Below are 14,723 nucleotides of genomic sequence, written 5' to 3'. Positions count from 1 at the left end.
CGTCTCTTCCGGTCCCGATCATGCCAAACAGACGGCGGTCGTCCCAGCCCTCGGAACGGCCGCCGTCGCGCTGGGCCCGGACGGATCAGCCCAGTTGGGGATCTACGACCCATTCGCCCCGGCGCAGCACGCCCTTGAGGTCGAAGGAGGCGTCCAGGAGGACCAGGTCGGCGTACTTGCCCGGCTCCAGCGAGCCGATCTCGTCCGACATCCCGAGCAGGCGGGCCGGGTTGGCGGACAGGGCCGTCACCGCGTCCGCCACCGAGAGCCCGTCGATCGTCACCGCGCGCTTGAAGGCCCGGTCCAGGGTGAGCGTGGAGCCCGCGATCGAGCCGCCCTCCACCAGACGGGCGACGCCGTCGGCGACCTCGACCTCCAGCGGGCCGAGCATGTAGCGACCGTCCCCGAAGCCGGCCGCGTCCATCGCGTCGGTGATGAACGCGACCCGGCCCGCGCCCGCGTGATGGAACGCCAGCTGGAGGGAGGCGGGGTGCAGATGCGTACCGTCGTTGATCAGCTCGACGGTGATCCGGTCGTCCTCCAGGAGGGCCGCGATCGGGCCGGGGGCGCGGTGGCCGAGGGCGGGCATCGCGTTGAACAGGTGCGTGGCCACGGTGGCGCCCGCGTCGATCGCCTGCACGGTCTGCTCGTACGTCGCGTCCGTGTGCCCGATCGCCGCGATGACGCCGTGTTCGGCGAGCAGCCGCACGGAGTCGAGGCCGCCGGGGAGTTCGGTGGCGAGGGTGACCATCCTGGCCCGGCCGCGCGCGGCGTCGATCAGCTTGCGGACCTCGGCGGGGTCGGGGTCGCGCAGCAGTTCCTCGGAGTGGGCGCCCTTGCGGCAGGGGGAGATGAACGGGCCCTCGAAGTGGATCCCGGCGATGTCGCCCTGCTCGGCGAGTTCGGACAGGAGGCCGGCGCGCTGGGCGAGGAAGTCCATGTCGCCGGTGACGGTGGAGGCGACGAGGGTGGTGGTGCCGTGTCTGCGGTGGGTCTCGATGCCCTTGAGCACGTCGTCGACGGTGCCGGAGGTGAAACTGGCGCCGCCCCCTCCGTGGTTGTGGATGTCCACGAAGCCGGGGACTACGTAGTGGCCGGTTACGTCGATGACCTGGGCGTTCTCTCGGGCGGTGGCGATGATGCGGTCGCCCTCGATGACCACCTCGCCCTTCTCGACGACTCCTGTGGGAACGGCTACGTGGGCTCCCTTGAGGATCATCTGCGGGCCGGTGGGAGTCGATCGCGCAGTTCCCCGCGCCCCTGGGGGAGTTGCCATCAGGTCGTTACCTCCGTGCCGTCAGTAGTGTCGAGAAGATCCCAGGCCAGTAGCCCGGCGCCGATGCATCCCGCCGCGTCCCCCAGTGCCGCTGGGACGATCGACGGCAGCTTCTGGAACGTGACCCTCTGCCGGACGGCGTCCCGCAGTGGTGTGAACAAGGTTTCCCCCGCCTCCGCCAGGCCGCCACCGATGATCAGGGTGCGGGGGTCCAGCAGGGTGAGGGCGGTGACCAGGCCGTCGGCGAGGGCGTCGACGGCGTCGGTCCAGACTCGTACGGCGTTCGGGTCGCCGGACGTGACGGCCTTCGCGCAGTCGGCCGCGTCGGCTTCGGGGTCCCCGCCGGCCGCCGCCCAGGCCTCGCTGACCGCCGCCGCGGACGCGAACCGTTCCAGACAGCCGCGCTGCCCGCAGGGGCAGGGGGTGCCTCCGGGGCGTACGACTACATGGCCGATCTCGCCCGCGAAACCGTGCGCCCCCGCCTCCACCCGGCCGTCCACGCCGATCGCGCCCGCGATGCCGGTGCCGAGGGCCACGAACAGGAACCGGTCCGCACCCCGGCCCGCGCCGACCCGGCCCTCGGCGAGGCCGCCGGTGCGCACGTCGTGGCCGAGGGCGACCGGGATGCCCAGCTCGGCGCCGATCAGCTCGCGCAGGGGGACGTCCCGCCAGCCCAGGTTGGCCGCGTAGGCGGCCACGCCGGACGCCTCGTCGACGATGCCGGGGACGGCGACGCCGGCCGCGGCGGCCGGTTCGCCGAGGGTCCGCTCGCCGTGGGCCCGCAGTTCGGCGGTGAAGTCGAGGATGTTCGCGACGACCGCGTCGGGTCCGCGCTCGCGTCCGGTCGCCCTGCGGGTCTGGTGCAGCAGCGCGCCGTCCGCCCCGATCAGGGCGGCCTTCATCCCGGTGCCGCCCACGTCGAGGGCGATGACATGTCTCACGGGGGACAGTGTGGCCCGTCTACCCGTGAGAGGTCTAGTCCACTAAGGTGGTGTAGACCTTATGACGTTGTTTCGAAAGTTTTCGCTTCGGGTTGGGGACATAGGCAGTGCAGCGGCGTAGGACGGCAATGATCGCGGCGGTGTCCGCCCTCGGGATGACGGCGGCGCTCGGCGGCTGCGGCCTGACCGGGGGATCGGACGAGGTGACACTGCGACTCGTCGCGGCGGACTACGGCGACAGCGCGGCCAACAGCTCCAAGAAGTACTGGGACGCGCTGGTCGACGCGTACGAGAAGGACCACCCCGATGTGAACGTCGAGGTCAGCGTCTACTCCTGGACCGACGTGGACCGGGAGGTCAAGGAGCTGGTCGACGCCGGGAAGGCGCCCGACCTGGCGCAGATCGGGGCGTACGCGGACTACGCGAAGGCCGGGAAGCTGTACACCGCGAGCGAGCTGCTCTCGATCACCACCCAGGCCGACTTCCTCCCGCAGTTCGCCTCGGCGGGCGCGGTCAACGGCATCCAGTACGGGATGCCGTTCGCCTCCTCCACGCGGCTGCTGTTCTACAACAAGAGCCTCTTCGAGAAGGCCGGGATATCCGCCCCGCAGACCTGGCAGGAGCTGGCGGCGGACGCCGAGGCGCTCAAGGCGGACGGGGTGAAGTACCCGTACGCGCTGCCGCTCGGGCCGGAGGAGGCGCAGGCCGAGACCATGCAGTGGCTGCTCAGCGGCGGGGGCGGCTACACCGACACCGACGCCGGGACCTACAACATCGACTCGGCGGAGAACATCGCCACGTTCGACTGGCTGAACGACGAGCTGGTCGGCCAGGGTCTGACCGGTCCGGTCCCGCCCGCCACGCTGAACCGCGCGGACGCCTTCGAGGCGTTCACGGACGGCGAGGTCGGCATGCTCAACGGGCACCCCTCGCTGATGAAGGCGGCCAAGGCCAAGGGCGTGGACTTCGGCATGGTGCCGATGCCCGGCGCCGACGGGCCGAGCGAGGTCTCCATGGGCGTCGCCGACTGGATGATGGCGTTCAAGCAGAACGGGCACGCGGAGGAGGTCGGCGACTTCCTCGACTTCGTCTACGAGGAGAAGAACGTGCTCGCCTTCTCCCGCGAGTACGACCTGCTGCCCGTGACGAACGCGGTCTCCGACGTCATGAGCACGGCGAAGCAGGACGCCGACCTGAAGCCGTTCCTGAAGGCGCTGCCCTCCTCCGAGCTGTACCCGGTGGGCCGGACGTCCTGGGCGGCGGTCAGCGCGGCGGTGAAGAAGAAGATCGGCAAGGCGGTCTCCTCCAGCGGCGACCCGGCGACCGTGCTGCGCGAGCTCCAGGCGACGGCGGCGGCCGAGGAGAGCGCGGAGTAGCCGCACTGTCAGTGCCGACAGCTACGGTGCGGGTATGGAACGGGAGCCGCTGAACCGCAGGGAGCAGGCCGTCCTCGCCCTGGAACGCCGCGGCTTCCCGGGCCCGGGCGCGAAGGAACGCGCCATACGCGAGGAGCTCGGCCTGGCGCCCGTGCGCTACTACCAGTTGCTGAACGCCCTCCTGGACGACGAGCGGGCCCTGGCCCACGACCCGGTCACGGTGAACCGGCTGCGCCGGATACGCGAGTCCCGGCGGGCTGAGCGGTGAGGCCCTGCTGACCGACGGGGGTGGGCCTGGATAGGGTCGCCGGTATGGGCAGCCACATGGACTCGACCCCTCTGCCGACCCCCGCCACCCCTGCCGGGCAGGCGGGGCTCGACGCGATCCTCCGGGAGCCGGGGCGCGCGGTGATCGCGCTTGACTTCGACGGGACGCTCGCGCCGATCGTCCCGGACCCCGAGCAGGCCCGCGCCCACCCGGACGCGGCCCCCGTACTGGCCGGACTCGCGCCGAAACTCGCCGCCGTCGCGGTCGTCACCGGCCGCCCGGCCGGCGTAGCCGTGCGCTACGGCGGTTTCGCCGGCGTCCCCGGCCTGGAGCACCTCGTCGTCCTCGGCCATTACGGCGCCGAACGCTGGGACGCCGTCACCGGCACCGTCAGCGCCCCCGCCCCCGACCCCGGAGTCGCCGCCGTCCGCGCCGAACTGCCCGGCGTCCTCGACGGCGTCGGCGCCTGGCGCGGCACCTGGATCGAGGAGAAGGGCCGCGCGGTCGCCGTGCACACCCGCCGTGCCGCCGACCCGCAGGCCGCCTTCGAGGCGCTGCGCGAACCCCTCACCGAACTCGCCGCCCGGCACGGCCTGATCGTCGAACCGGGCCGGATGGTCCTGGAACTGCGCCCGCCCGGCATGGACAAGGGCGTCGCCCTGCTGGAGTACGTCCGCGAGATCGACGCGACCGCGGTCCTCTACGCCGGTGACGACCTCGGTGACCTCCCCGCCTTCGCCGCCGTCGACAGACTCCGCACCGAAGGCACCCCGGGCCTCCTGGTCTGCAGCGGCAGCGAGGAGGTCCCGGAGCTGGAGAAGCGCGCGGACCTGGTGGTCAAGGGCCCGGCGGGGGTGGTGGGCCTGCTCCGGAGCCTCGCGGCACGGCTGGACCGGGACGGGACCTAGGGTCTGTCTGTCGCGCGGTGTCCGGCACCAGGGCCTAGTTCGCCGTCAGCGCCCGCAACTGCTCCAGGAACCACTGGGCGGGCGGCAGCGCCGTCGCCGCCGCGGCGAGGCGCTTCGTCCGCTCGGCCCGCTCATGGGCCGGCATCGTGAGCGCCTCGTGCAGGGCGCTCGCGGTGCCCAGCACGTCGTAGGGGTTCACCACGATCGCGTCCTCGCGCAGCTCCTCGTACGCCCCCGCCTCCCGGGACAGCACCAGCGCGCACCCCTCGTCGGAGACGACCGGCACCTCCTTGGCGACCAGGTTCATGCCGTCCCGGACGGGGTTGACCAGGGCCACGTCGGCGATCCGGTACGCGGCGAGCGAGCGCGCGAAGTCGTCCTTGACGTGCAGCACGACCGGTGTCCAACCCGGGGTGCCGTACGCCGAGTTGATCTCGTCCGCGAGCCGCTGGACCTCCGCCGTGTACTCCCGGTACACCGCCAGGTCCTGCCGGGAGGGGTAGGCGAAGGCCACGTGCACGACCCGCTCGCGCCACTCGGGGTGCTCGTCGAGGAGCTGCCGGTAGGACAGCAGCCCGCGCACGATGTTCTTCGACAGCTCGGTCCGGTCCACCCGGACGATCGTCTTGCGCGGCTCCCCGTCGGGCCCCGTGCCGATCTCCGTCCGGAGCGCCGCCATCCGTTCCTCGACGTCGGCCTCGTGCGAGCGGGCGCGCAGGAACTCGGCGTCGGCCCCGAGGCCGTGCACGCCGATCCAGGTGGTCGACAGCGGCGGCCGGCCGGTCGCCGTGTGCTCGATCGACTTCGGCTTGCTGGGGACCGGCGAGTAGGCGGTGATCCGCTCACCGTCGATCTCGTTCGCGCAGGCCATGAAGGTGTGCGCCCACCGGTTGGTGAGGAAGCCCAGCCGGTCCGCGCCGAGCATCCCCCACACCAGCTGCGAGCGGATGTCGTCCGGCAGCATCCGGAAGTACTCGTGCGGTGCCCACGGCGTGTGCGAGAAGTGGCCGATGCGCAGGTCCGGGCGGAGTTCGCGGAGCATCCCCGGCACCAGGCACAGGTGGTAGTCCTGCACCAGCACCGCGGCGCCCTCCGCCGCCTCCTCGGCCAGCGCCTCGGCGAAGGCGCGGTTGTAGGTCTCGTACGACGCCCACTGCCGCCGGAACTCCGCGTCGAACACCGGTTCCAGTGGCGTCTGGTACAGCATGTGGTGGACGAACCAGAGCACGGAGTTGGCGATGCCGTTGTACGCGTCGGCGTGCACCTCGGCCGGGATGGCGAGCATCCGTACGCCGTCCTCGCCCACCCCGCGCGCGACCGCCTCGCGGTCGCCGTCGGACAGCGCGGAGCACACCCACAGGGCACCGGCGTCCGGGCCGATGGCCGAGAGGCCCGACACCAGTCCACCGCCCCCGCGCTTGGCGCGCAGCGAGCCGTCCGACCGCACTTCGTAGGAGACCGGGCCGCGATTCGACGCGACCAGCACTTCAGCGGCACCGTACGTGGAAGCCATGTGCTCCAACCTAGCCCGTGCCGGAAACGCTCAAACGTACGAGCGGCGCGCCGGGGCGTGGGTTACGCCACCTTGCGCGAGGCGTACTCCGCGATCTCCACCATCGGTGGCCGTTCCTCGGTGTCCACCGAGTAGGTGCGCGGCTCGAAACCGTCCTCGCCGCGCTCGAACTGGGTGAGCGCGGGCCGGACGAGATGGCCCCGGGCCAGCCGGAGCTGTGCGGTGCGGTAGATCGCGGCGGACATCCGGCCGAGTGCCTGCCCGTCCTGGTGCCGGTGCTTGCGCACCCCGACGTCCACCTGGGCCAGCGCGTCCAGGCCCACCAGGTGCAGCGCGTCGACCAGCATGCCGAGCTCCACGCCGTAGCCGACCGGGAAGGGGAGCTGTTCCAGCAGGGAGCGGCGGGCCGCGTACTCCCCGCCGAGCGGCTGGACGAACCCGGCGAGCTGCGGCCAGTGCATGTTCAGCAGCGGGCGGGCCATCAGCTCGGTGACCCGGCCGCCCTGCCCGGCCGCCTGCCCGAGCGGGCGGTCGTACATCGCCTTGACCAGCTGCACCCCCGGGTCGGTGAGCAGCGGGCCGACGATCCCGGAGACGAAGTCCGAGGAGAAATCCTTCAGGTCCGCGTCGACGAAGCAGACGATGTCGCCGCGCGTGACCAGCAGCGAGCGCCACAGCACCTCGCCCTTGCCGGGCACGGCGGGGATCCGGGGGAGGATCGCGTCCCGGTGCACGACCGTCGCCCCGGCCGCCGCGGCGACCTCGGCGGTGCGGTCGGTGGAGCCGGAGTCGACGACGACGATCTCGTCGACCAGCGGGACCTGCTGCATCAGGTCGTGCCGGATCACGGCGACGATGTCGCCGACCGTCTCCTCCTCGTTGAGCGCGGGCAGCACGACGGAGACCGACTGGCCCGATCCGCGCTTCGCGGCGAGGATCTGGTGCAGCGGCCGATCACACACGGACCAGGAGCGGGTGCTCAGCCAGCGCTCGACTTCTTCCAGCACAGTCTGCGGCTCCTCACGTGTCTCGCGGTTCGGACGGCACTCTCCACTGTCCTGGCCTTCGGTTACAGTCTTGAGCAACGCTGATGACCATCGCATGTCGGGGGTCGTTTGCGTATACAACTACATACCGCTCATCCAGAGGGGCAGAGGGATACGGCCCGATGAAGCCCCGGCAACCCTCCAGTCGGTTCTCGTAGCGATCACTGTCGATCGTCCTCGCGAGGCTCCCGGCTAGGGAAGGTGCCAAATCCGTCTCACGGCGAGATGCGTCGTGAGGAAGATGAGGAGAAAGGGCCTCGCCTCACATGGCTGTGCAGACTGTCGCAACCACCTCGAATCCCACCGTCGACCTCGGTCCCGCCGCCGCCCTGAGCTGCCGCGAGTGTGGTCACCGGGTACCCCTCGGACCGGTCTTCGCGTGCGAGGAGTGTTTCGGCCCGCTGGAGATCGCCTACGACTTCTCGGACTACGACACCGAGGAGCTCCGCAAGCGCATCGAAGCGGGACCCGCGAACATCTGGCGCTACGCGCCGCTGCTGCCCGTCCCCGCGGACGTGGCCGACAAGCCCAACCTCAACCCCGGCTGGACCAAGCTCGTCAAGGCCGACAACCTGGCCCGCGAGCTCGGTGTGACCGGCGGGTTGTATGTGAAGGACGACTCCGGCAACCCGACGCACTCCTTCAAGGACCGCGTCGTCGCCCAGGCCCTCGAGGCCGCGCGCGCCTTCGGCTTCACGACGCTGAGCTGCTCCTCCACGGGCAACCTGGCCGGTGCCGTCGGCGCCGCCGCCGCCCGCGCCGGCTTCCGTTCCTGCGTGTTCATCCCGCACGACCTGGAGCAGGGCAAGGTCGTCATGGCCGCGGTCTACGGCGGTGAGCTCGTCGGGATCGAGGGCAACTACGACGATGTGAACCGTTTCTGCTCCGAGCTGATCGGTGACCCGGCCGGCGAGGGCTGGGGCTTCGTCAACGTCAACCTGCGGCCGTACTACGCGGAGGGGTCCAAGACCCTGGCGTACGAGATCTGCGAGCAGCTCGGCTGGCGGCTGCCGGACCAGCTGGTCGTGCCGATCGCCTCCGGCTCGCAGCTCACGAAGATCGACAAGGGTCTGCAGGAGCTGATCAAGCTCGGGCTCGTCGAGGACAAGCCGTACAAGATCTTCGGTGCGCAGGCGCTCGGCTGCTCGCCGGTGTCGACGGCCTTCAAGGAGGGCCACGACGTCGTCCGCCCGCAGAAGCCGAACACCATCGCCAAGTCGCTGGCCATCGGCAACCCGGCGGACGGGCCGTACGTCCTGGACATCGCGCGCCGCACGGGCGGTGCGGTGGAGGACGTGACCGACGAGCAGGTCGTCGACGCGATCCGGCTGCTCGCCCAGACCGAGGGCATCTTCGCGGAGACGGCGGGCGGGGTGACGGTCGGCGTGACGAAGAAGCTGATCGACAACGGCCTGCTGGACCCGTCGCTCACCACGGTCGTCCTCAACACCGGCGACGGCCTCAAGACCCTTGACGCGGTGGCCGGCACCGGCCTCACCGCCACCATCCGTCCGAACCTGGACTCCTTCCGAGAGGCTGGCCTCGCATGAGCGTGACCGTTCGCATCCCCACCATCCTGCGCACCTACACCGGCGGCCAGGCCGAGGTCGCCGCTGAGGGCGGGACGCTCTCCGAGGTCATCGCCGACCTGGAGAAGAACCACACCGGGATCGCGGCCCGCGTTCTGGACGACCAGGGCAAGCTGCGCCGTTTCGTGAATGTCTACGTCAATGACGACGACGTCCGCTTCGAGCAGGGCCTGGAGACGGCGACCCCCGACGGCGCCGGAGTTTCCATCATTCCGGCCGTCGCCGGCGGCTGATCGTTACCGTCGGTAAGGTGCGTCACCGAGAGTTCATCGAATTGCCCTCTCCGTAAGACAAACGGAGGGGGCAATTCTGCATGGTTGAGCGCGGTACAGTTGGGGAACCCGCTTCTCTTCCCATGCCGGACGCATATGAGTACCGAGTGCGCATGCGACGAGAAACAGCCAAAGTGTGCGGCCCTTTTGCGACATGTGCTCCTTTTGTGGGGCCCGACTTGCCCTGAATTCGGGCGAATTCTCACTACATTCCGGACCCGTTGCGTCCAGAATTCTCGTCCGATTGACCTGTTGCAGACGGCAGTTGGACAGATACATTCAGCCGCGGTCGACGCGTTCCGGCGCACGCCCCCAAACCGTGGGGGGTGAGGTCTGACCCGGATCCGCGAAGTGCGGATCTGTGCAAGGGCCAGTAATAGGGGAGTTAGGCATGGCTCAGGGCACCGTCAAGTGGTTCAACGCGGAGAAGGGGTACGGCTTCATCGCGGTCGACGGTGGTGCGGATGTTTTCGTCCACTACAGCGCGATCCAGATGGACGGGTACCGCACCCTGGAAGAGGGCCAGCGGGTCGAGTTCGAGATCTCGCAGGGCCAGAAGGGCCCGCAGGCCGACATGGTTCGCGTCACTGCCTGAACGCGCGACCAACGAACGGCAAGCGACGTCTTCTGCTGAAGGGCTCGCACCGAGGGGACCCAACCCCCTGGGTGCGAGCCCTTCCGCGTGCCCGCTTCGCCCAGGGGCTGACCGCCCCGCCGGATCCCGCTTCGCTGAGGGCTGACGCCCCCGCCCGATCCCCGAGAGCCGCTTGCACTCGCATGGGTCGAGTGCTAATCATTGCGTTAGCACTCTGAAGGTGAGAGTGACAACGAAGGACCGGGTCGGTGAGGCCGCAGGCCGGGTGGGGCAAGGAACCACGAGGCAGGCAGGCCGTCCGTCGCGGGCGCGGGCGCGGTCCGAAGGAATCACCCCCAGTCCTGGAGGGACCACTTCACATGGCCAAGATCATCGCGTTCGACGAGGAGGCGCGGCGCGGCCTCGAGCGCGGCATGAACCAGCTCGCGGACGCCGTGAAGGTGACGCTCGGCCCCAAGGGCCGCAACGTCGTCCTCGAGAAGAAGTGGGGCGCCCCCACGATCACCAACGACGGTGTCTCCATCGCCAAGGAGATCGAGCTCGAGGACCCGTACGAGAAGATCGGCGCCGAGCTGGTCAAGGAAGTCGCCAAGAAGACGGACGACGTCGCCGGTGACGGTACGACCACCGCGACCGTTCTCGCCCAGGCGCTGGTCCGCGAGGGCCTGCGCAACGTCGCCGCCGGCGCCAACCCGATGGCCCTGAAGCGCGGTATCGAGAAGGCCGTCGAGGCCGTCTCCGCCGCCCTGCTGGAGCAGGCGAAGGACGTCGAGACCAAGGAGCAGATCGCCTCCACGGCCTCCATCTCCGCCGCCGACACCCAGATCGGCGAGCTCATCGCCGAGGCCATGGACAAGGTCGGCAAGGAAGGCGTCATCACCGTCGAGGAGTCCCAGACCTTCGGTCTGGAGCTGGAGCTCACCGAGGGTATGCGCTTCGACAAGGGCTACATCTCGGCGTACTTCGCCACCGACATGGAGCGTATGGAGGCGTCCCTGGACGACCCGTACATCCTGATCGCCAACTCCAAGATCGGCTCCGTCAAGGACCTGCTCCCGCTGCTGGAGAAGGTCATGCAGTCGGGCAAGCCGCTGCTGATCATCGCCGAGGACGTCGAGGGCGAGGCCCTGTCGACCCTGGTCGTCAACAAGATCCGCGGCACCTTCAAGTCCGTCGCCGTCAAGGCCCCGGGCTTCGGCGACCGCCGCAAGGCGATGCTGAACGACATCGCCATCCTCACCGGTGGCGAGGTCATCTCCGAGGAGGTCGGTCTCAAGCTCGAGAACACGACCCTCGACCTGCTCGGCAAGGCCCGCAAGGTCGTCATCACCAAGGACGAGACCACCATCGTCGACGGTGCCGGCTCCTCCGACCAGGTCCAGGGCCGGGTCAACCAGATCCGCGCCGAGATCGAGAACAGCGACTCGGACTACGACCGCGAGAAGCTCCAGGAGCGCCTGGCCAAGCTCGCGGGCGGCGTGGCCGTCATCAAGGCCGGTGCCGCGACCGAGGTCGAGCTCAAGGAGCGCAAGCACCGCATCGAGGACGCCGTTCGCAACGCGAAGGCGGCCGTCGAGGAGGGCATCGTCGCCGGTGGTGGCGTGGCCCTGCTCCAGGCCTCCCAGGTGTTCGAGAAGCTGGAGCTCGAGGGTGACGAGGCGACCGGCGCCAACGCCGTGAAGCTCGCGCTGGAGGCCCCGCTCAAGCAGATCGCGGTCAACGGCGGTCTCGAGGGTGGCGTCGTCGTGGAGAAGGTCCGCGGTCTCCAGGTCGGCCACGGCCTGAACGCCGCGACCGGCGAGTACGTCGACATGATCGCCGAGGGCATCATCGACCCGGCGAAGGTGACGCGTTCCGCGCTGCAGAACGCCGCGTCGATCGCCGCGCTGTTCCTCACCACCGAGGCCGTCATCGCCGACAAGCCGGAGAAGGCCGCCGCGGCCGCTCCGGGCGGCATGCCGGGCGGTGACATGGACTTCTGATCCTCCCGAGGATCGCGAGTTCATCGCAGTACCAAAGGCCGAGGGCGGCACTCCCTGTTCTGCGGGGGGTGCCGCCCTCGGGCGTGTCCGGCGTCACAGGGGGGTTCCCGGAATGCGGCCGGGAGCGGGGCCGTTGTCGTTGAGGCCAGTAGATGTATGCGCATACATCATTGCCGACCCAAGGAGCCCCCACATGACCGTCGCCGCCTCCGAGGCCGCCTCGCGCGCCGCCGAGATCCTGTCCCGCCCGACCTCGATCAACGGGCTGACCGTGCCCAACCGCATCGCCATGGCGCCGATGACCCGCATGTTCTCGCCGGGCGGCATCCCCGGCGAGGACGTGGTCTCGTACTACGCCCGCCGGGCCGCCGCCGGTGTCGGTCTGATCGTCACCGAGGGGACGTACGTCGGACACGACTCGGCCGGGCAGAGCGACCGGGTCCCGCGCTTCCACGGCGCGGAGCAGCTCGCGGGGTGGACGAAGGTCGCCGACGCGGTGCACGCGGCGGGCGGCCGTATCGTGCCGCAGTTGTGGCACATCGGGATGGTGCGCCAGCAGGGTCAGCCGCCGTTCGCCGACGCCCCGCCCGTCGGCCCCTCCGGTCTGCGCATCGGCGCCGACGAGCCGACCGGCAAGGTGATGACCCGGCAGGACCTCGACGACGTCATCGGCGCGTTCGCGGAGGCGGCCGGCGCGGCCGAGCGGATCGGGTTCGACGGTGTCGAGATCCACGGCGCGCACGGCTACCTGATCGACCAGTTCCTGTGGGCGGGCACCAACCGCCGCACCGACGCCTACGGCGGCGACCCGGTGGCCCGCGCGAGGTTCGGCGCGGAGATCGTGGCCGCCGTACGCGCGGCCGTCTCCGCCGACTTCCCGGTGATCTTCCGCTACTCGCAGTGGAAGCAGGACGCCTACGACGTCCGCCTCGCCGAGACCCCGGAGGAGCTGGACGCCGTCCTCGCCCCGCTCGCGGCGGCCGGCGTCGACGCCTTCCACGCCTCCACGCGCCGCTACTGGCTCCCCGAGTTCGAGGGCTCGGACCTCAACCTGGCCGGCTGGACGAAGAAGCTGACCGGCAAGCCCACCATCACCGTCGGCTCCGTCGGTCTGGACGGCGACTTCATCAAGGCCTTCCAGGGCGAGGGGGCCGGGATCGGCAGCCTCGACAACCTGCTGGACCGCCTGGAGCGCGACGAGTTCGACCTGGTGGCCGTCGGCCGCGCGCTGCTCCAGGACCCGCACTGGGCGCAGAAGGTGCTGGCGGGCCGGGTGGCGGAGCTGACCCCGTACGACCCGGCGTCGCTCCAGACCTTGAGCTGAGTCCTGCGGGCCGGCCGGGGCCCCGAGGCTGGTCCTCGGGGCCCTGATCTGCGTTCTTGAGTAAGTCAAGCAACTGACTTAAGGTTGCCTCAGTCAAGTTCTTCATCCGACGGAGGCCTCCCCATGTCCGACTCCCTCGCCCAGCCCGCCCCGGCGGGGGGTTCCGCCCCACCGCGGACGAATGTCGTGGTGGCGGTGCTGGCCCTGGCCGGCATCGTCGTCTCGCTGATGCAGACCCTGGTCATCCCGATCGTCCCGGAGCTGCCGAAGCTCCTGGACGCCCCGGCCTCCGACACCGCCTGGGCGGTCACCGCCACCCTGCTCGCCGCCGCCGTCGCCACCCCGGTGGTCGGCCGGCTCGGCGACATGTTCGGCAAGCGGCGCATGCTGCTGGTCAGCGCCGCGCTGCTGGTCGCCGGGTCGCTGGTGTGCGCGCTCAGCGACTCGCTGATCCCGATGGTCGTCGGGCGGGTGCTCCAGGGTCTGGCCTCCGGTGTGATCCCGCTCGGCATCAGCATCATGCGCGACGAACTCCCTGCCGAACGGCTCGCCTCCGCCACCGCGCTGATGAGCGCCTCCCTCGGCATCGGCGGCGCCCTCGGTCTGCCCGCCGCCGCGCTGATCGCCGACAACTTCGACTGGCACGCGCTGTTCTGGACCTCGGCCGCCCTCGGTGCCGTCGCCACCGTGCTCGTCGTGCTCTTCGTGCCGGAGTCCAAGGTCCGCACCGGCGGCCGGTTCGACCTGGTCGGCGGCCTGGGCATGGCGACGGGCCTGGTCTGTCTGCTGCTCGCCATCTCCAAGGGCGCCGACTGGGGCTGGACGAGCGGCACCACGCTGGGCCTCTTCGTCGCGGCCGTGGCCGTCCTGCCGGCCTGGGGCTGGTGGGAGCTGCGGGTGGAGCAGCCGCTGGTCGACCTGCGCACCACCGCCCGCCGTCAGGTGCTGGTCACCAACCTCGCCTCGATCGCCGTCGGCTTCGCGATGTTCGCGATGTCCCTCGTCCTGCCGCAGCTCCTTCAGCTGCCCGAGCAGACCGGGTACGGCCTCGGCAGGTCGATGCTGGTCGCGGGCCTCGTCATGGCGCCGTCCGGGCTGGTCATGATGGCCACCGCCCCCGTCTCGGCCGCCGTCTCCAAGGCCAGGGGACCCAAGGTCACGCTGATGATCGGTGCGCTGATCGTGGCTTGCGGCTACGTCCTCAACATCCTCCTCATGTCCGAGGTCTGGCACTTCGTGCTGGTGTCCTGTGTCATCGGCGCCGGTATCGGCTTCACCTACGGCTCGATGCCCGCGCTGATCATGGGGGCCGTCCCCGCCTCCGAGACGGCCGCCGCGAACAGCCTCAACACGCTGATGCGGTCCATCGGAACGTCCTCGGCGAGCGCCATCGCGGGCGTCATCCTGGCCCAGCTGACAACGGACTTCGGCGGCTACGCGCTGCCCTCCGAGAACGGCTTCAAGGTGGTCCTGGCCGTGGGCGCGGGAGCGGCCCTCCTCGCCTTCGTGGTCGCCTCCTTCATCCCCCGCCAGCGCCCCGCCGCCGCCCTGTCCGCGGCGCCGGAAGGCACCCCGGCCCCGGCGGAGGCGACGGCGAAGTCCTGAGCACCCGGCTCGTGACCGGGCCCGCCGA

The 14,723-nt window shown here is 70.5% G+C and carries 13 protein-coding genes and 1 riboswitch; of the genes, 9 read left to right on the top strand and 4 right to left on the bottom strand.

Going from position 1 to position 14,723, the window contains the following annotated elements; all coding sequences use genetic code 11:
* Positions 1–85 precede the first annotated feature (85 nt).
* Both nagA and AC068Z_RS14725 read right to left on the bottom strand, forming a co-directional pair.
* Positions 86–1,219 carry an N-acetylglucosamine-6-phosphate deacetylase gene (gene nagA, locus AC068Z_RS14730; RefSeq protein WP_478555041.1) on the bottom strand — a complete coding sequence of 378 codons (1,134 nt, stop codon included), beginning with the start codon at positions 1,217–1,219 and terminating at the stop codon, positions 86–88.
* A gap of 56 nt (positions 1,220–1,275) precedes the next feature.
* Positions 1,276–2,217: an ROK family protein gene (locus AC068Z_RS14725; RefSeq protein WP_478555039.1), complete on the bottom strand. Its 942-nt coding sequence runs from the start codon at positions 2,215–2,217 to the stop codon at positions 1,276–1,278.
* Positions 2,218–2,324: 107 nt separating this feature from the next.
* Between AC068Z_RS14725 and AC068Z_RS14720 the strand changes: the two genes are divergently transcribed.
* Genes AC068Z_RS14720 through otsB form a run of 3 tightly spaced genes read left to right on the top strand, consistent with a single transcriptional unit; the run spans position 2,325 to position 4,769 of the window.
* A complete protein-coding gene (locus AC068Z_RS14720) occupies positions 2,325–3,593 on the top strand; it encodes an ABC transporter substrate-binding protein (protein ID WP_478555037.1) in 1,269 nt (422 codons plus the stop codon).
* Between the two features lie 34 nt (positions 3,594–3,627).
* Positions 3,628–3,861 carry a DUF3263 domain-containing protein gene (locus AC068Z_RS14715; RefSeq protein WP_478555035.1) on the top strand — a complete coding sequence of 78 codons (234 nt, stop codon included), beginning with the start codon at positions 3,628–3,630 and terminating at the stop codon, positions 3,859–3,861.
* 44 nt (positions 3,862–3,905) lie between these two features.
* The gene (otsB, locus tag AC068Z_RS14710) at positions 3,906–4,769 is read left to right on the top strand and encodes a trehalose-phosphatase (RefSeq protein ID WP_478555033.1); all 864 of its coding nucleotides are present in this window, start codon (positions 3,906–3,908) and stop codon (positions 4,767–4,769) included.
* A gap of 34 nt (positions 4,770–4,803) precedes the next feature.
* On the opposite strand, the gene AC068Z_RS14705 is transcribed toward otsB, so the two are convergent.
* Both AC068Z_RS14705 and AC068Z_RS14700 read right to left on the bottom strand, forming a co-directional pair.
* On the bottom strand, positions 4,804–6,282 hold the full coding sequence (locus AC068Z_RS14705; RefSeq protein ID WP_478555031.1) for an alpha,alpha-trehalose-phosphate synthase (UDP-forming): 1,479 nt from the start codon (positions 6,280–6,282) through the stop codon (positions 4,804–4,806).
* Between the two features lie 62 nt (positions 6,283–6,344).
* A complete protein-coding gene (locus AC068Z_RS14700; protein ID WP_478555029.1) occupies positions 6,345–7,289 on the bottom strand; it encodes a glucosyl-3-phosphoglycerate synthase in 945 nt (314 codons plus the stop codon).
* A 128-nt stretch (positions 7,290–7,417) separates the two neighbouring features.
* A riboswitch (SAM riboswitch) is annotated at positions 7,418–7,576 on the top strand.
* Positions 7,577–7,594: 18 nt separating this feature from the next.
* Between AC068Z_RS14700 and thrC the strand changes: the two genes are divergently transcribed.
* The 6 genes from thrC (at position 7,595) to AC068Z_RS14670 (ending at position 14,695) form a co-directional block, all read left to right on the top strand.
* Entirely contained in the window at positions 7,595–8,878 is a 1,284-nt protein-coding gene (thrC, locus tag AC068Z_RS14695) for a threonine synthase (RefSeq protein ID WP_478555027.1), read from the top strand.
* Entirely contained in the window at positions 8,875–9,150 is a 276-nt protein-coding gene (locus tag AC068Z_RS14690; protein WP_451719045.1) for a MoaD/ThiS family protein, read from the top strand. The genes thrC and AC068Z_RS14690 overlap by 4 nt, the downstream gene beginning before the upstream one ends.
* Before the next feature lie 430 nt (positions 9,151–9,580).
* Positions 9,581–9,784: a cold-shock protein gene (locus tag AC068Z_RS14685; protein ID WP_004986573.1), complete on the top strand. Its 204-nt coding sequence runs from the start codon at positions 9,581–9,583 to the stop codon at positions 9,782–9,784.
* Between the two features lie 359 nt (positions 9,785–10,143).
* On the top strand, positions 10,144–11,766 hold the full coding sequence (gene groL / locus AC068Z_RS14680; RefSeq protein WP_478555025.1) for a chaperonin GroEL: 1,623 nt from the start codon (positions 10,144–10,146) through the stop codon (positions 11,764–11,766).
* Between the two features lie 193 nt (positions 11,767–11,959).
* Entirely contained in the window at positions 11,960–13,090 is a 1,131-nt protein-coding gene (locus tag AC068Z_RS14675; protein WP_478555024.1) for an NADH:flavin oxidoreductase, read from the top strand.
* 123 nt (positions 13,091–13,213) lie between these two features.
* Positions 13,214–14,695 (top strand): MFS transporter, encoded by a 1,482-nt coding sequence (locus tag AC068Z_RS14670; RefSeq protein WP_478555022.1) that lies wholly within the window; start codon positions 13,214–13,216, stop codon positions 14,693–14,695.
* The last annotated feature ends 28 nt before the right edge of the window (positions 14,696–14,723 follow it).

The organism is Streptomyces sp. NPDC043726, assembly GCF_056436565.1.
Note: the sequence above shows the minus strand (reverse complement) of the source record. Positions and strands in the feature narration are given on the sequence as shown.

What these genes read in the sequence shown, in the direction of transcription:
- AC068Z_RS14705 (WP_478555031.1), bottom strand. Translation starts at nt 6,282, where the DNA reads ATGGCTTCCACGTACGGTGCCGCTGAAGTGCTGGTCGCGTCGAATCGC.
- AC068Z_RS14690 (WP_451719045.1), top strand. Translation starts at nt 8,875, where the DNA reads ATGAGCGTGACCGTTCGCATCCCCACCATCCTGCGCACCTACACCGGC.
- AC068Z_RS14675 (WP_478555024.1), top strand. Translation starts at nt 11,960, where the DNA reads ATGACCGTCGCCGCCTCCGAGGCCGCCTCGCGCGCCGCCGAGATCCTG.
- AC068Z_RS14670 (WP_478555022.1), top strand. Translation starts at nt 13,214, where the DNA reads ATGTCCGACTCCCTCGCCCAGCCCGCCCCGGCGGGGGGTTCCGCCCCA.
- nagA (WP_478555041.1), bottom strand. Translation starts at nt 1,219, where the DNA reads ATGATCCTCAAGGGAGCCCACGTAGCCGTTCCCACAGGAGTCGTCGAG.
- otsB (WP_478555033.1), top strand. Translation starts at nt 3,906, where the DNA reads ATGGGCAGCCACATGGACTCGACCCCTCTGCCGACCCCCGCCACCCCT.
- AC068Z_RS14715 (WP_478555035.1), top strand. Translation starts at nt 3,628, where the DNA reads ATGGAACGGGAGCCGCTGAACCGCAGGGAGCAGGCCGTCCTCGCCCTG.
- groL (WP_478555025.1), top strand. Translation starts at nt 10,144, where the DNA reads ATGGCCAAGATCATCGCGTTCGACGAGGAGGCGCGGCGCGGCCTCGAG.
- AC068Z_RS14685 (WP_004986573.1), top strand. Translation starts at nt 9,581, where the DNA reads ATGGCTCAGGGCACCGTCAAGTGGTTCAACGCGGAGAAGGGGTACGGC.
- thrC (WP_478555027.1), top strand. Translation starts at nt 7,595, where the DNA reads ATGGCTGTGCAGACTGTCGCAACCACCTCGAATCCCACCGTCGACCTC.